The 13692-nt window shown below is 71.9% G+C and carries 13 protein-coding genes, 5 tRNA genes and 1 riboswitch; of the genes, 7 read left to right on the forward strand and 11 right to left on the reverse strand.

Annotated features, from left to right (window positions below):
• Nucleotides 1–65: 65 nt before the first annotated feature.
• The 3 genes from ABT300_RS11115 to ABT300_RS11125 all read right to left on the reverse strand — a co-directional run bounded on the left by ABT300_RS11115 (nt 66) and on the right by ABT300_RS11125 (nt 2861).
• Complete coding sequence (locus ABT300_RS11115; protein WP_351674005.1) at nt 66–1106, reverse strand: M23 family metallopeptidase; 1041 nt, start codon at nt 1104–1106, stop codon at nt 66–68.
• 9 nt (nt 1107–1115) lie between these two features.
• A riboswitch (cyclic di-AMP (ydaO/yuaA leader) is annotated at nt 1116–1282 on the reverse strand.
• A gap of 306 nt (nt 1283–1588) precedes the next feature.
• A tRNA-Met gene (locus ABT300_RS11120) sits at nt 1589–1662 on the reverse strand.
• Nucleotides 1663–1733: 71 nt separating this feature from the next.
• Nucleotides 1734–2861: a dihydrofolate reductase family protein gene (locus tag ABT300_RS11125; RefSeq protein ID WP_351674006.1), complete on the reverse strand. Its 1128-nt coding sequence runs from the start codon at nt 2859–2861 to the stop codon at nt 1734–1736.
• Nucleotides 2862–2943: 82 nt separating this feature from the next.
• Here ABT300_RS11125 and ABT300_RS11130 point away from each other — a divergent pair, with 82 nt between their 5' ends.
• Nucleotides 2944–3486 carry a MarR family winged helix-turn-helix transcriptional regulator gene (locus ABT300_RS11130; RefSeq protein ID WP_351674007.1) on the forward strand — a complete coding sequence of 181 codons (543 nt, stop codon included), beginning with the start codon at nt 2944–2946 and terminating at the stop codon, nt 3484–3486.
• Nucleotides 3487–3619: 133 nt separating this feature from the next.
• Entirely contained in the window at nt 3620–4261 is a 642-nt protein-coding gene (locus ABT300_RS11135; RefSeq protein WP_351674008.1) for a GTP cyclohydrolase II, read from the forward strand.
• Here the strand turns inward: ABT300_RS11135 and ABT300_RS11140 are convergent.
• Both ABT300_RS11140 and ABT300_RS11145 read right to left on the reverse strand, forming a co-directional pair.
• Nucleotides 4248–4568 (reverse strand): hypothetical protein, encoded by a 321-nt coding sequence (locus ABT300_RS11140; protein ID WP_351674009.1) that lies wholly within the window; start codon nt 4566–4568, stop codon nt 4248–4250. The genes ABT300_RS11135 and ABT300_RS11140 overlap by 14 nt on opposite strands.
• Nucleotides 4565–4912 carry a hypothetical protein gene (locus ABT300_RS11145; RefSeq protein ID WP_351674010.1) on the reverse strand — a complete coding sequence of 116 codons (348 nt, stop codon included), beginning with the start codon at nt 4910–4912 and terminating at the stop codon, nt 4565–4567. Before ABT300_RS11145 ends, ABT300_RS11140 begins: the two co-directional genes overlap by 4 nt.
• Nucleotides 4913–5094: 182 nt before the next feature.
• On the opposite strand from ABT300_RS11145, the gene ABT300_RS11150 reads away from it, so the two are divergent.
• Entirely contained in the window at nt 5095–5355 is a 261-nt protein-coding gene (locus tag ABT300_RS11150) for a GntR family transcriptional regulator (protein ID WP_351674011.1), read from the forward strand.
• A gap of 48 nt (nt 5356–5403) precedes the next feature.
• Here the strand turns inward: ABT300_RS11150 and ABT300_RS11155 are convergent, their stop codons facing one another.
• The 6 genes from ABT300_RS11155 to ABT300_RS11180 form a co-directional block, all read right to left on the reverse strand.
• Nucleotides 5404–5853 carry an HIT family protein gene (locus tag ABT300_RS11155; protein ID WP_351674012.1) on the reverse strand — a complete coding sequence of 150 codons (450 nt, stop codon included), beginning with the start codon at nt 5851–5853 and terminating at the stop codon, nt 5404–5406.
• Nucleotides 5854–5992: 139 nt separating this feature from the next.
• Nucleotides 5993–6065, reverse strand: a tRNA-Lys gene (locus ABT300_RS11160).
• Nucleotides 6066–6165: 100 nt separating this feature from the next.
• Complete coding sequence (locus tag ABT300_RS11165) at nt 6166–7719, reverse strand: amino acid permease (RefSeq protein ID WP_351674013.1); 1554 nt, start codon at nt 7717–7719, stop codon at nt 6166–6168.
• 212 nt (nt 7720–7931) lie between these two features.
• The gene (locus ABT300_RS11170) at nt 7932–10193 is read right to left on the reverse strand and encodes a DEAD/DEAH box helicase (protein WP_351674014.1); all 2262 of its coding nucleotides are present in this window, start codon (nt 10191–10193) and stop codon (nt 7932–7934) included.
• A 324-nt stretch (nt 10194–10517) separates the two neighbouring features.
• On the reverse strand, nt 10518–11057 hold the full coding sequence (locus ABT300_RS11175) for a hypothetical protein (RefSeq protein WP_351674015.1): 540 nt from the start codon (nt 11055–11057) through the stop codon (nt 10518–10520).
• A 96-nt stretch (nt 11058–11153) separates the two neighbouring features.
• Nucleotides 11154–11504: a metallopeptidase family protein gene (locus tag ABT300_RS11180; protein ID WP_180292518.1), complete on the reverse strand. Its 351-nt coding sequence runs from the start codon at nt 11502–11504 to the stop codon at nt 11154–11156.
• 84 nt (nt 11505–11588) lie between these two features.
• On the opposite strand from ABT300_RS11180, the gene ABT300_RS11185 reads away from it, so the two are divergent.
• The 4 genes from ABT300_RS11185 to ABT300_RS11200 all read left to right on the forward strand — a co-directional run bounded on the left by ABT300_RS11185 (nt 11589) and on the right by ABT300_RS11200 (nt 13562).
• On the forward strand, nt 11589–13196 hold the full coding sequence (locus ABT300_RS11185) for a metallophosphoesterase family protein (RefSeq protein WP_351674016.1): 1608 nt from the start codon (nt 11589–11591) through the stop codon (nt 13194–13196).
• Nucleotides 13197–13276: 80 nt separating this feature from the next.
• Nucleotides 13277–13349: transfer RNA gene (locus tag ABT300_RS11190), tRNA-Glu, on the forward strand.
• Nucleotides 13350–13387: 38 nt separating this feature from the next.
• Nucleotides 13388–13462, forward strand: a tRNA-Asp gene (locus ABT300_RS11195).
• 23 nt (nt 13463–13485) lie between these two features.
• Nucleotides 13486–13562: transfer RNA gene (locus tag ABT300_RS11200), tRNA-Phe, on the forward strand.
• Nucleotides 13563–13692: the final 130 nt, after the last annotated feature.

Genomic DNA, 13692 nt, shown 5'->3' on the forward strand with positions numbered 1-13692 from the left:
GCTGCCGTTGCTCGATGGTCCTGAAAGCTCCTCGAGAGACGACTCAGGCGTCCTCGAGGGAGGGCTCAGGGGTTGAGGCCCTTGCTGCGCAGCCAGGCCGCCGGGTCGATGCCGTCGGCGTTGCCGTCCGGGTGGACCTCGAGGTGCAGGTGCGCCCCGGTGACGTTCCCGGTGGCGCCCACGCGGCCGATCACGTCACCGGTGGCGACCTTCTGGCCGACGCTGACGCTGATCGACGACTGGTGGCAGAACCAGATCTCGGTGCCGTCGTCCAGGGTCATGATGGTGCGGTAGCCGTAGGCGCCGGCCCAGCCCGCCTCGGTGATGGTCCCGGTGTGGATGGCCTTGATGAGCGTGCCGGTGGGCGCGGCGAAGTCGAGTCCGGTGTGGTAGCCGGAGGACCACAGGGAGCCGGCCTGACCGAACGTCGAGGTGATGGTGTACGAGGAGGTGGGCAGCGTGTACTGCTTGGCCAGCTCGGCCAGGCGCGCGGCCTCGACCTTGGCGGCGGCCTCCTCGGCGGCCTTCTTCTTCGCGGCGTCGGCCTTGGCCTGCGCCTCCTTCTCGGCCTTGACGACGGCGTCGACCTTCGCCTTGGCGGCCGCGGCGGCGGCCTTGACCTCGACCTGGGTCTTCTGCGACTCGGCCTGGGCCATGATCCGGCTGCGCAGGGCCTCGCCGGCGTCGGCGACGCTCTGGGCGGCGTCGGCGTCGGCGTCCGTGTCGACGGCGGCCTCGGAGCCGAAGCTGGCCAGGGCGGACGCGGCTTCCGGGGCGGGCTCGTCCTCGGAGATCAGCGAGCCCACGCCGGGCAGGTCCGGCATGGAGATGGAGACGGGGGCCTTGCCGGTGTTGGCGCTGGCCATCCCGCCCGCGCTGACGGCGGCTATGACGCCGACGCCGAGGACCGTGGAGCTGCGGGCGAATCCGCCGCCGCGCTGCTTGGCGACGCGGTGCTTGCCGCGTACCGGGCGAATGGACTCCGCGGTGGGGTTCCACTCCTCCCAGGGGCCCTCGTCGGTGCGGTAGCCGCCGTAGCCGAAGGTCTCGGCGGAGGGCCGGACCGGCGCGTACGGGGCCTCGGGGGCAGGCGGGTTGGACGCCACGCGGGCGCACTCCTTTCCTTCCGTCGCCTACCGGGTTAGCTGACGGGTTCGGAGTCGGAAGGTCTCCTACGCGCGTATACCGGCCGTGGACTCTGCGAGTTCACGGAGGCTTCCGCGTGATTCACCCCAAGGTGGTGGTTCCCCGGTTCCCTCGCGGGATTCGGCGCGTGCGCGCGCGGAGTCGGCTCTGGTGCCGGCTGGGACGGCCGCGCTGCGTTATCGAACGTTAATAGACCCGGGGGTGCGTTTCCAAGCTCTTCTGCTTGATCAATAACATTTCTGGCCTGGACTTTCGGGCCAGCAGCGGTGAAAAACGGGCGAGTTGCCCCTCGTCCGAAGTGCATCACCAGCCACATGCGTCGCGACGCCGATCCGGGCCCGGCGCTCAGGGCGGCCGCCCGGTCACAATGGGTGATGGCGCACCTCGAGGGCGAACGCACAGAGGGCCGGAACCCTTTCGGATTCCGGCCCTCGGCCTTCAGTAGCGGGGACAGGATTTGAACCTGCGACCTCTGGGTTATGAGCCCAGCGAGCTACCGAGCTGCTCCACCCCGCGTCGTTGTGTCTCAAGTGTACGTCATCCGGGGGACGCCGAGCACCAGGGTTTGTCGCGGCCCGGCCGCGGCCTCACAGCAGGTGCCGGTTCGGGGCCTTCGCCCGCTCCTCGTGCTCCGGCAGTACGAGGACGTCGACGCCCGCGGCGGCCAGCAGGCCGGTCCCGTCCGCCGCCGTGACGAAGGTGTCCGGCTCGCGCCACGCCGTGACCACCCGGCGCACGCCGGCGTCCAGGATGAGGCGGGCGCACGGGGCGGGACGCGAGGAGCGGCGGGCGCACGGCTCCAGGCTGGAGTAGACGGTGGCGGCGGCCAGCCGGGGGTCGGCCGGGTCGAGCTTGGCGAGCGCCGCCTCCTCGGCGTGCACGACCGGGTCGCCGGCTTCGCGGGAGTGCCCGCGCGCCAGCTCTGTGCCGTCGGCGGCGACGATCACCGCGCCGACGCTGAACGCGGTGTCCGAGGGCGGGCACTGGGCGGCCAGCTCGCAGGCGAGGGCCAGCCAGTGCCGGTCGGCCGCGGCGGCGAGCCCTCCGGCGCCGGGGGCGGTGGGCTCGTAGCGGTGCAGGACGACGTCCTCGATGCGCCGCGTCTCCACCAGCCGCAGCCGTCCGCCCTGGTAGGCGCCCGGCCCGAAGAGGCGGGGCGCGTCCGGGTCGCCCACGAACAGCGGGGCGAGGACGAGCTGGAGTTCGTCGGCGAGCCCCTGCTGGAGCAGCTGGGTGTGGACGGTTCCGCCGCCCTCGACCATGAGGCGACGGATGCCGAGCTCGTCGTGGAGGTGCGTGAGGAGGCGGCGCCAGTCCAGCTCGGGGCCGAGCGGGACGATGTCCGCGGCGATGCCCAGCGCGCGGGCCCGTTCGGCGCCCTTCTGGGTCGTGTACACGGCCTTCTCGCCGCCCGTGTGCCAGAAGTTCGCCGCGGGGTCGAGGTCGCCGGAGCCGCTGACGGTGACCTTGAGCGGATAGGCGGGCCGGCCGGCGGCGACCCGGACGGCGCGCCGCTCGGGGGAGTTCACCAGGAGCCGGGGGTTGTCGGCGCGGATGGTGCCGGCGCCGATGAGGATGGCGTCCACGGACGCCCTTACCGCGTCGACGCGGTCGAAGTCGGCGGGACCGGAGAGCAGCAGGCGTTCGGGCGTGGTGTCGTCCAGGTAGCCGTCGAGGGAGACGGCGGCGGACAGCAGGACGTACGGGTACGGCATCGACGTGCTCCCGGGCTCGGTCCGACGGCGGTCTTGACGTGGAACGTCTTGGTTCAAGTTTGAAACAACCTACACTGGGTGCATGACGACTCGCTGGCTCTCCCCCGAGGAGCAACGCGCCTGGCGCGCCTACGTCGCGGGCTACCTCCTGCTGGAGGACGCGATCGACCGGCAGCTCCAGCAGGAGGCCGGCCTGCCCCACCTGTACTACTCCATCCTGGCCAACCTCTCGGAGACCCCGGAGCGGCGGCTGCGGATGACCGAGCTCGCCGAGCAGCTGAAGATCACCCGGAGCAGGCTGACCTACGCGGTGTCCCGGCTGGAGAAGGACGGGCTGGTGCGGCGCGAGGAGTGCCGCTGGGACAAGCGCGGCACCGTCGCGGTCCTGACGGACGAGGGCATGGCGATCCTGGAGAACCTCGCGCCCGGCCATGTCGAGACGGTCCGCGCCGGCCTGTTCGACCGGCTCACCCCAGAGCAGGTGGGACAGCTGGAGGAGATCTTCACGCAGGTCGTCCAGGGTTTCCAGGAGGACGCGGGCGGCGAGACCGGACCCGAGGAGCTCCCGTGGCGGCGGCGTTCGTCGCCCTGCTCCGGGACGCCGGGGGCCTCCGGCGCCTCGTGAGGCGTGCCACAAACCAGTTGCTTCAAATTTAAAGCATGGGGTAGGGTCTCGTTTCGTCGGACTTGCTTCAAATCTGAAGCAACATTCGGCCCAGCGTCACCCTGTCAACGCCCTCCGGACCCGGGAGCCCCTCATGCCCGACACCCCTGCCGCCACCCAGCGCGCCCGCGTCCGGGTCCCGCTCCGCTTCCACGACGGCTACTCCGTCGACGCGGAGCTGGTCACCTTCCACGGCCTCGTCGACGGCCAGGAGCACGTCGCCATCGTCCTCGGCGAGCCGGCCGCGGGCTCGGTCCCGCTGGTCCGGCTGCACTCCGAGTGCCTGACCGGCGACGCGTTCGGCTCCGCCCGCTGCGACTGCGGCCCCCAACTGCGCGAGGCCGTCGAGCGGATAGCGACGACGGGCGGCGTCCTGCTCTACCTCCGCCAGGAGGGCCGCGGCATCGGCCTCTACAACAAGCTCGACGCGTACGCCCTCCAGGACCAGGGCCTCGACACCTACGAGGCGAACGCCGCGCTCGGCCTGCCCGAGGACGACCGGGACTACACGGCGGCCGCCCAGATGCTGCGCGCCCTCGGCATCACGTCCCTGGACCTGCTGTCCAACAACCCCGACAAGGCGGAGCAGTTGCGGAGCCTGGACATCGACGTGCAGGACCGCGTGCCGACCGGCGTCTTCACCACCCCGCACAACGTCCGCTACCTGCGCGCGAAGGTTCTGCAGACCCAGCACACGCTGCCGCTGGCCTCCCTCACCGGCCTCAGCGCGGTCTGACGCCTGCGGCGTCCGGTGCGGGCAGGCGCATGCCCCGGGACTCGGCCACGCGCAGGGCGTCCCGCAGGCACTCGGCGAGCCGGATGCCCGCGTAACGCACCTCGGTGTACGGCGACACGGGGTCGTCCAGCAGCGGGCGGGCGAGGCCGAGCACGTCGACGGCCAGGGCGAGCTGCTCGGCCTCCAACTCGTCGGCGAGACGCGAGAGACGGCTGCCCCGGTCGTCCGTCACCAGGTAACAGGGCTTGCCGTCCGGGGACGACCAGGGCAGCAGCCGAGGGGGCGAGGAGAACGCCGGCTGCCTCACGCGGCCACCTCCCGCGCGCCGATCAGGCGCCCGTCCAGATCGATCCCGAAGTCGGCGGCCAGGACGAGGGCGAGCCGACGACGCTGCTGGAGCGCGGCCTCCCGATCGTGCGCGGCGAGGTAGGGGCGCACGAGAACGGACTCCGCGCCGTCCAGTGAGCCGACGAGCCCGTACGGGGAACGGTGGAGGGGGAGGCGCGGCCCCACGGGTGCGGGGTCGTGCCGTACGGCGGTGAAGTGCAGGCACAGCCGGGGCCGTTGGCGGTGAGTGCGACGGCGTTTCCCGGTGCCGGGCGCGAGGAGAAGACGCACCCGGTCGAGGGTGCGACGGATAAAGTCATGCATGTCGGCGCTCCTATTTAGCGTTGGCCACGCCCCGGGAGGTCTGCTCACCTCGCCGGGGTTCTGTCATTTCGACCATACCGGTAACCGCGTCCCCCTGCACCCCTCTGCCAAATACTGCGTCCCACCGCGTTGGGACGCGTTCCACCCCTGCAATGTGCGTTGGGCTGCGGCACGGTGGGAGAATGAGTGAGCTTCCGCGCTACGAGTACGTGAAACTCGCCGACGCCATCGCGGCGGACATCGCAGTCGGCAAGCTGCCGCAGGGGGCGGCCCTGCCGGGCGAGCGGGCCATGACGGACCTGTACCGCGTGAGCATCGGCACCGTGCGTCGCGCCATCGTCGAACTTCGCAAGCGTGGGCTGGTCGCGACACTGCCCGCGAAGGGGACGTACGTCATCGGCACGCCCGAAACGGAGAACGAAGAGGACGCACCCGACGCCTGACGACCGATCCGGCGGCCGGGAACGGCGTCCCGCGCACGCGGTCGGCCTTCACCGAAGTGCAGCCCGGAGCAGAAGCGCGGTCCGGTCTGCCCGGTCGGGCGTCACCCACTCCTCCTCGGGCCGCCGGAGCAGCTCGAAGACGCCTGGCCCCCGGTGCTCCGGCCGCAGGTCGGCCATGCGCGGCACGATGTGGAAGTGCACGTGCGCGAAGCCTTCGGCCTCGGCGAACTGGACGACGTAGGTCTTCGCGCAACCCGTCACCCTCCGAAGGGCCCGGGAGAGCCTGACCTGCCACATCCCGAGGGCGGACGCCTCGGCGTCGGTGAGGTCGTGGACGGCGGTCACGTGCCGCCGGGGCACCAGCACCAGCCAGCCGGGCACCGCCGTGTTGAAGGCGTGGGCCGCCCGCCAGTGCTCGTCGTGCACGACGCGCTCGCGTGGCGGAAGGCCGTCGAACTGTTCTTCCTGGTCGCAGGTGTAGCAGTCGGGAGTCGTCATGGACCGAGATCGTAGAACCCGTCCGTGCGAGGTCTTTCGGGTTTGCCCACAGCGCGAAAAGCCGCAGCGCCCGACCCGGCCGGAGCCGGATCGGGCGCTGCGCAGCAGGTCAGAGGGGGCGAACCCTCTCCCGCACCGGTAGGCCCTGTGGGACTCGAACCCACAACCAATGGATTAAAAGTCCACTGCTCTGCCAATTGAGCTAAGGGCCCCGGTGATGTTGCCTCCCCGAGCATAGCGGGAGGCGGCCGTGTCTCCGATCGGGTATCGGGGACACGGCCGCGTCGCAGGACGGGAAGCGGCGGGGATCCGTCACGGGTTGGGCAGTTTGCCGGGCGTGCCCGCCCGTGCCGCCTCTCTGGCGAGGGTCTTCTCGTGCTCGGGGTTGAGGAACCAGTTGCGTGCCGAGAGCTGCCACCACCCGCCCGCGAAGCCCAGGACGACGAGGACGGCGATCGGGGCGTAGTTGAACGTCTCCCAGGTGACCGGGGAGACCTGGGGCAGCATGAACAGGACGGTGATGACGGCCACCCAGGCCACCGACACCACGCCGATCGCCTTCGACCAGCGGCCCAGGTGCCACGGGCCGCGCGCGAAGGCGTCGCCCTTGCGGACGCGCAGCAGCGTCGGGATGACGTACGCGATGTAGAGGCCGATGACGGCGATGGAGGTCACGGCCGCGTACGCGGTCACGTTGATCAGGTAGGGCAGGCCCAGCACCAGCGCGCCGCCGGCCGCCAGCCAGACCGCCGCGACGGGCGTGCGGGTGCGCGGGCTGACCGTGTGCCAGACGTGGGAGAAGGGCAGCGCCCCGTCACGCGAGAAGGCGTAGATCATGCGGCTGTTGGCGGTCACCGACGCCATCCCGCAGAACAGCTGGGCGCCGATGACGACGAGCAGCAGCAGCTTGCCGGCGGTCGCGCCGAGCGCGTCGAGCAGGATCTGCGCGGGCGGCGCGCCGGTCGGCGAGGCGAGGGCGGCGTCGTAGGACTGGATGGCGTACGTGAAGCCGAGCAGCAGGACGAAGCCGGCGATCCACGAGGTCCAGATGGACTGCACGATGCCCTTGGGACCGGCCGTCGAGGCGTCGTGCGTCTCCTCCGTCATGTGGGCGGAGGCGTCGTAGCCGGTGAAGGTGTACTGGGCCATGAGCAGGCCGAGCAGGACGACGTACACCCCGCTGCCCCAGCCCGTGTTGTTGACGAACTCGCCGAACACGAAGGACGTCGACTGGTGCTTGTCGGGGACGAAGGCCAGCGCGCCCACGATGACGCCCACGCCGAGCACGTGCCACCACACGCTCACGCTGTTGAGGATGGCGACGATGCGGACCCCGAAGGTGTTCAGCAGGCCGTGCAGCAGCAGGATCGCGGCGAAGAGCAGGACCGTCCGGCCGGGCGTCACCTCGAAGTCGAACTGGAGGTTCAGGTACGCGCCGAGGAAGGAGGCGGCGCCGAAGTCGATGCCGGCGGTCACCGCGACCTGCCCGAGGACGTTGAACCAGCCCGTGAACCAGGCCCAGGCCGCGGCCGAGCGCGGGGGCGCCAGCCGGTGCGCCCAGAAGTAGAGGCCGGCCGACGTCGGGTACGCCGAGCAGATCTCGGCCATCGACAGGCCCACGAACAGCGTCATGAGGCCGACGGCCACCCAGCCCCAGGTGATCACCGCCGGGCCGCCGGTGTTCATGCCGAACAGGTACAGCGTCAGGCAGCCCGACAGGACCGAGATGATCGTGAAGGAGACCGCGTAGTTGGAGAACGCCGACATGCGGCGGGCGAGAACCTGGGTGTAGCCGAGCTGGGCCAGCCGCTCCTCGTCCGAGAGGTTCTCGGAGGAGCCGCCGCCCACTGCGCCTTCATCTGTCATGCCCCCAGCAATTCCCACACCGGGGGCGTGACACACGTCACAACTTGGCTAGAAAATGCCCTTGTAGGCCTGCCTGGCCGACGCCGATCTTTCCGTCGTCGACCGGATGCGATCGTTCTTGCTCCGAGTTCCACAGAAAACGCCGTGGCCCCCACCGGTCGGTCGGTGGGGGCCACGGCGTTCAGTCGGACGAGCCGGCGACTGCCTCGGCGTCAGCCGTTGCGCTTCCAGCGCGGCTTGTCGTCGCGGCGGCCGGCGCCGGGCGCGGTGCCGCGGTGGTCGTCACGACGGCCGTACGGACGCTCGTGGCCACCGGAGCGGAAGCCCGGGCGGTCGCCCTGGCGGTCGCGGTTGAACGGACGGTCGCTGCCACGGTGCGTGGACGGACGGTCGTCGCGGCGGTCGCGGTTGAAGCCGCTGCCCGAGGGACGGTCGTCGCGACGGAAGCCGCCGGAGGGACGCTCGTCACGACGGTCGCGGTTGAAGCCGCTGCCCGAGGGACGGTCGTCACGGCGGAAGCCGCCGGAGGGACGCTCGTCACGACGGTCGTCGCGGCGGAAACCGCCCGAGGGACGCTCGTCACGACGGTCGAAGGAACGGCCGCCGCGGTCATCGCGGTTGAAGCCGCCACGGTCGCCGCGGTCGCCGCGGTAGTTGTCACGGTCACGGTCGCGGTTGAAGCCGCCGCGGTCGTCACGGCGTTCGAAGGAACGGCCACCGCGGTCGTCACGACGGTCGTCACGACGGTCGAAGGAACGGCCGCCGCGGTCGTCGCGGTTGAAGCCACCGCGGTCGCCGCGGTTGAAGCCGCCGCGGTCGTGGTCGCGACGCTCGAAGGAGCGGCCGCCACGGTCGTCACGACGGTCGTCACGGCGCTCGTAGTTGCCCCGCTCGTCACGGCGCTGACGCGGCTGCTCGTACGCGGGACGCTCGGCGGGCTGCTCGGCGACCGCGGCCACCCCGGCCTCGGCCGGCGTCTCCACCGCGGCGTCCTGCTCCACGACCGCCTCGGCCGCCGCGACGACGGCCGCCTCCGGGTCCTCGCCGCGCTCACGCGCGACACGGGCCACCAGACGGTCGGCCTCCTCGCGCAGCTCGGTCGCCCGGCGCTGCGCGCGCTCCAGCTCCTTGGTGAGCTCGGAGACCTCGCGCTCGGCCTGCTGCGCCGCGTTGCCCGCGGACTCGGCCTGGACCTCCGTCATCGAACGGGCGCCGGTGATCTCGGCGACCGCCGGGTCGAAGGCGGAGCCGCCCTGGATGATGTGACGCCCGGCGTCGACGCCCGCGTCCTCCATCAGACGGAAGATCTGACGGCGCTGGTGCGGCAGGGAGAGCGAGACGACCGTGCCGGTGCGACCGGCGCGCGCCGTGCGGCCCGCGCGGTGCAGGTAGTCCTTGTGGTCGCCGGCCGGGTCCACGTTCAGGACCAGGTCGATGCCGTCGACGTGGATGCCGCGGGCGGCGACGTCGGTCGCGACGAGCGCGTTGACGTAACCGTCCTTGAAGTCGGCCAGCGTGCGGGTGCGCGCGCCCTGGGTCATGCCGCCGTGCAGCGCGTCCGCCTTCACCCCGGCGTCGCGCAGCTGCTCCGCGATGCGGTCGGCGCCGAGCTGGGTGCGGACGAAGATGATGGTGCGGCCCTTGCGCGAGGCGATCGCGGAGGTGACCGGCGCCTTGTCCTTGGGCTTCACGATCAGGATGTGGTGCGACATCGTCGTGACGTTGCCCTGGGCGCTGTCGACCTCGTGCGTGACCGGGTCGCTCAGGTAGCGCTTGACCAGCGTGGAGATCTCGTTCTCCATCGTGGCGGAGAACAGCATGCGCTGACCGCCGGCCGGCACCTGGTCGAGCAGTTCGGTGACCTCGGGCAGGAAGCCCAGGTCCGACATCTGGTCGGCCTCGTCGAGGACGGCGATCTGCACGTTCTCGAGGGAGCAGGCGCCGCGGTTGATGATGTCGCGCAGCCGGCCCGGGGTGGCGACGAGGATGTCGACGCCGCGCTCCAGGGCGTAGATCTGGTTGCTCATCGACGTGCCGCCGCAGACGACCTTCATCTTCAGGCCGAGCACGTCGCCGTAGGGCTGCAGCGCGTCCGCGACCTGCATCGCCAGCTCACGCGTCGGCGTGAGGATGACGGCGCGCGGCTTGCGCTTGTCGGTGTGCCCGCCGGCCAGCGTGGCCAGGGTCGGCAGACCGAAGGAGAGGGTCTTGCCGGAGCCGGTGCGGCCACGGCCGAGGATGTCCTTGCCGGCCAGGGCGTCCGGGATGGTCGCGGCCTGGATCGGGAAGGGGGTTGTCACGCCGTTCTGCGCGAGCTTGCGCACGACGCCCTCGGGGAGACCGAGGTCGGCGAAGGTGATCTCGGGGGTCTCGACGGAGGCCTCGGCGGCCTCGGTGACCTCGATCGCCGCTTCGTCGATCGACCCGCCGTCGTTCTCGGGCATGACGGCGTGATCAGTACTGGAAATGGACATGCGAATGCGAAACCTTCCGGAGTCTCTTCGGCACGCGCCCGTCAACTCCGTGTTCGCATTGCAAGGACCGCCTCTATGCGGTCAGCCACGGCAAGGGAGAGTACGCGCCACACGGCGCGCTCTGCAGTGGCGCCGGGCAAATGGGATCAAACGATCTACTACCATACGCACCGCGGCCACGGAAGGCAAACCGAGGCCATCGTCGCAGCTCAGCCGCCCGGCCGAGGCGGACCGCGATCAGCGGGACGGCGGCCGGACCGGCACCGGAAACCCCGCGAGCGCCGAGAGCCCCGCGCGCGGACGACCCCCTTGCCGGTCGCCGCGTCAGACCGGCGCACCGGCCTCCGGCGCCGGCTCCCGGTCCAGCAGCTGGGGCGCCGTCCCGCCTCCGTCCTCGTGCGCCGACGCCGACGGCTCGGCGACCGTCGGCTCCGGCGTGGGCGACGGCGGCTCCGGCGTCGGCACGGGCGGCGCCGGGTCCGGCGACCGGGTGGGCGCGGGCGGCTGCACGCCGCTCGGCGTCGCCGCCCCCGGACCAGCGCTCCCTCCGGGCCGGACCGCCCCGGGCAGGGCCGCGGGGCTCCCGCCCGCCGACGGCGAGGCCCCCGCCGACGCCGGAGCGCTCGCCCGCCCCCCGGCGCCCTTCCCGTGCCCGTGCCTGCCGTCGCCGCCCGCCGCGCCCACGCCGAACCCGCCGCCCGCGCCCCGCGAGTCGCCGCCCCCCGCCTCACCGCCCCGCGGGCCGGCCGAGTGCGAGGGCTTCGCCCGGCCGCCGTCGTCGTCCCCCACGCTCATACAGCCGGCGGCCGCGGCGACGGCCATGACCGTCACAGCCAGACGGACGGGAAGGTACAAGGGGCGCACGGGGCCACCTCCGGGGCAGGCGTAAGAAGTCACGGTGCCCAACTCCCGCCGCCCGCAAGAGGACACGCCCGGGCCGCGCGCCCCTGCGCCGGACGGTCAGCCGTACCCGAGGGCGTGCAGCCGGGCGTCGTCGATGCCGAAGTGGTGGGCGATCTCGTGCACCACCGTCACCTCGGTCTCCGCGACCACGTCCGCCCGGGACTCGCACATCCGCAGCGTCGGACCCCGGTAGATCGTGATCCGGTCCGGCAGGACCCCGGCGTACCACTCGCCGCGATCGGTCAGCGGAGTCCCCTCGTACAGCCCGAGGAGCTCGGGATCGTCCGCAGGCGGCTCGTCCTCGACGAACACCGCGACGTTGTCCATCAGCCGCGTCAGTTCCGGCGGGATCCGGTCCAGCGCCTCGGCCACCAGTTCCTCGAACTCCTCGCGCGTCATCTCCAGCACAGGCCCATTGTCGGGCACACGGCCTCCGGGGGGAGCGTGCGAACGGCCCGCATATCCGCGCCCGGACCGGGGCATACGCCACCAATGGTCCGCGTCCGCCTCCCCGCCGCAGCCCTGCGACGCCTCAAGCCCGCCCGGCGCAGGGACACCGTCCCCGAACTCGCCGCCGCCCCGCGGCCCTGGCTGCGCGCCCTCGGCATGACCGCCGTCGTCCTCGTCGGCGCCTGGCTCGGGCTGCTGGTCGTCGGGAACGTCCGCGTCCCCGTCGGCCCCATGGACACCACGATGACCCTGCGCCCCTCCTTCACCGGCGGGACGAAGATCAACGTCTCTCCGCTGGGCGCGCTCAGCCTGGACAGCCACCTCGCGCCGGTCCGCCTCGACGTGAACGTCGACCAGCTCGACCCCGCCCGCTCCCAGGCCCTGGTCGACCACCCCGAACGCCTCTCCGGACTCCAGGACGAGGTCGCCCGGGACGTCGAGCACGGCACCATGGACCTGGCGCTGCGCTCCTGCGTCGCCGTCGTCTCGGGCGCCGCCGCGCTCGGCCTCGCGGTCTACCGCCGGCCGCGCCGCGCCCTCGCCGCCGGCGGCCTGGCCCTCGCCCTGCTGGCCGCCTCGGGCGCCACCGCCTACGCCACCTGGAACCCCAAGTCGGTGCTGGAGCCCCGCTTCTCGGGTCTGCTCTCCTCCGCGCCGTCGCTCGTCGGCAACGCGCGCAGCATCGTCACCGAGTTCGACGTCTACCAGCAGGAGCTCGCCCGCCTGGTCACCAACGTCACCAAGCTCTACGACGTGACCTCGACGCTGCCCGCCTACTCGCCGGACCCGACCACCGTGCGCGTGCTGCACGTCTCCGACATCCATCTCAACCCCGCGAGCTGGAAGATCATCTCGTCGCTGGTGGAGCAGTACAAGGTCGACGTCATCGTCGACTCCGGCGACACCATGGACCACGGCAGCGCGGCCGAGAACGGTTTCCTGGACCCCATCGCCACCCTGGGCGCGCCGTACGTGTGGGTCAGGGGCAACCACGACTCCCTCGTCACCCAGCGCTATCTGCAGGGCATGAAGAACGTGCACGTCCTCGACGGCGGCCGCGCGGTCAGCGTCGCCGGCCTGCGCTTCGCCGGCATCGGGGACCCGCAGTTCACCCCCGACCGCTCCACCGCGCCGGGCGCCGCCCAGTCCGAGGAGGCGGCGGGCGCGCGCCTTGCCGGGGCGCTGCGCGCGCAGCGGGCGGCCGGCGCGCCCGTCGACGTGGCCGTCGTCCACGAGCCCTCCGCCGCCCGCGGCACCGACGGCGAGGTGCCCCTCGTCCTGTCCGGTCACCTCCACCACGAGGGGATGGAGGTCATGAAGAAGGGCACCCGGCTGCGCGTCGAGGGGTCGACCGGCGGCAGCGGCCTGCGCGCCGTGGAGGGCAAGTACCCAGACCCCATCGAGGCCTCGATCCTCTACTTCGACCGCGGCACGCGCCGCCTCCAGGCCTGGGACGAGATCAAGCTCGGCGGTCTGGGCCTGACGACGGCCGAGGTCAGCCGTCACCTCCCGAAGGAGAACCAGCCGGGCTCCGCCCCGTCCCCCACCTCGCCCACCGCCCCGGCCCCCACCCCTTCCCCGAACCCCTCCGCCCCGTCCCCGAGCCCGTCCGCCGCCCCCTCGGCGACCGCCTCGCGAAAGGCCCCGTAAACCGTTTTGGCGATACCCCCCGGCATCCCATATGCTCATGACGTCCCCGACGCGCTGAGAAGCGCCCAGGCGGGCCGATAGCCCTCATCGTCTAGCGGCCTAGGACGCCGCCCTTTCAAGGCGGTAGCACGGGTTCGAATCCCGTTGGGGGCACGCAACACCGTGTGCGACACTGTCGTACACAACAGCTTGGTCCTGTGGAGCAGTTTGGAGTGCTCGCCACCCTGTCAAGGTGGAGGCCGCGGGTTCAAATCCCGTCAGGACCGCTGAGGTTTCTCTGAAGCCTCGTGGCTGGGTAGCTCAGTTGGTACGAGCGATCGCCTGAAAAGCGATAGGTCGCCGGTTCGACCCCGGCCCCAGCCACCACAGCGAAACCCCCTCCGGGCTCCGGAGGGGGTTTCGTCATGTCGGGCCGGGCAGCCGGGCCGGGCAGCCGGGCCGGGCGGGCACGCCCAAAAGCACTCGCCCCTTCTTCGGCCGGGATGCGATCCTGGAC

Source organism: Streptomyces sp. NPDC001027, assembly GCF_040299045.1.
In the GTDB taxonomy this organism is placed as follows: domain Bacteria; phylum Actinomycetota; class Actinomycetes; order Streptomycetales; family Streptomycetaceae; genus Streptomyces.

Bases quoted from the DNA above. Each gene is read 5' to 3' on its own strand.
- ABT300_RS11125 (WP_351674006.1), bottom strand. From the start codon at position 2,861: ATGCCGTACCCGTACGTCCTGCTGTCCGCCGCCGTCTCCCTCGACGGC.
- ABT300_RS11130 (WP_351674007.1), top strand. From the start codon at position 2,944: ATGACGACTCGCTGGCTCTCCCCCGAGGAGCAACGCGCCTGGCGCGCC.
- ABT300_RS11135 (WP_351674008.1), top strand. From the start codon at position 3,620: ATGCCCGACACCCCTGCCGCCACCCAGCGCGCCCGCGTCCGGGTCCCG.
- ABT300_RS11145 (WP_351674010.1), bottom strand. From the start codon at position 4,912: ATGCATGACTTTATCCGTCGCACCCTCGACCGGGTGCGTCTTCTCCTC.
- ABT300_RS11150 (WP_351674011.1), top strand. From the start codon at position 5,095: ATGAGTGAGCTTCCGCGCTACGAGTACGTGAAACTCGCCGACGCCATC.
- ABT300_RS11155 (WP_351674012.1), bottom strand. From the start codon at position 5,853: ATGACGACTCCCGACTGCTACACCTGCGACCAGGAAGAACAGTTCGAC.
- ABT300_RS11165 (WP_351674013.1), bottom strand. From the start codon at position 7,719: ATGACAGATGAAGGCGCAGTGGGCGGCGGCTCCTCCGAGAACCTCTCG.
- ABT300_RS11170 (WP_351674014.1), bottom strand. From the start codon at position 10,193: ATGTCCATTTCCAGTACTGATCACGCCGTCATGCCCGAGAACGACGGC.
- ABT300_RS11185 (WP_351674016.1), top strand. From the start codon at position 11,589: ATGGTCCGCGTCCGCCTCCCCGCCGCAGCCCTGCGACGCCTCAAGCCC.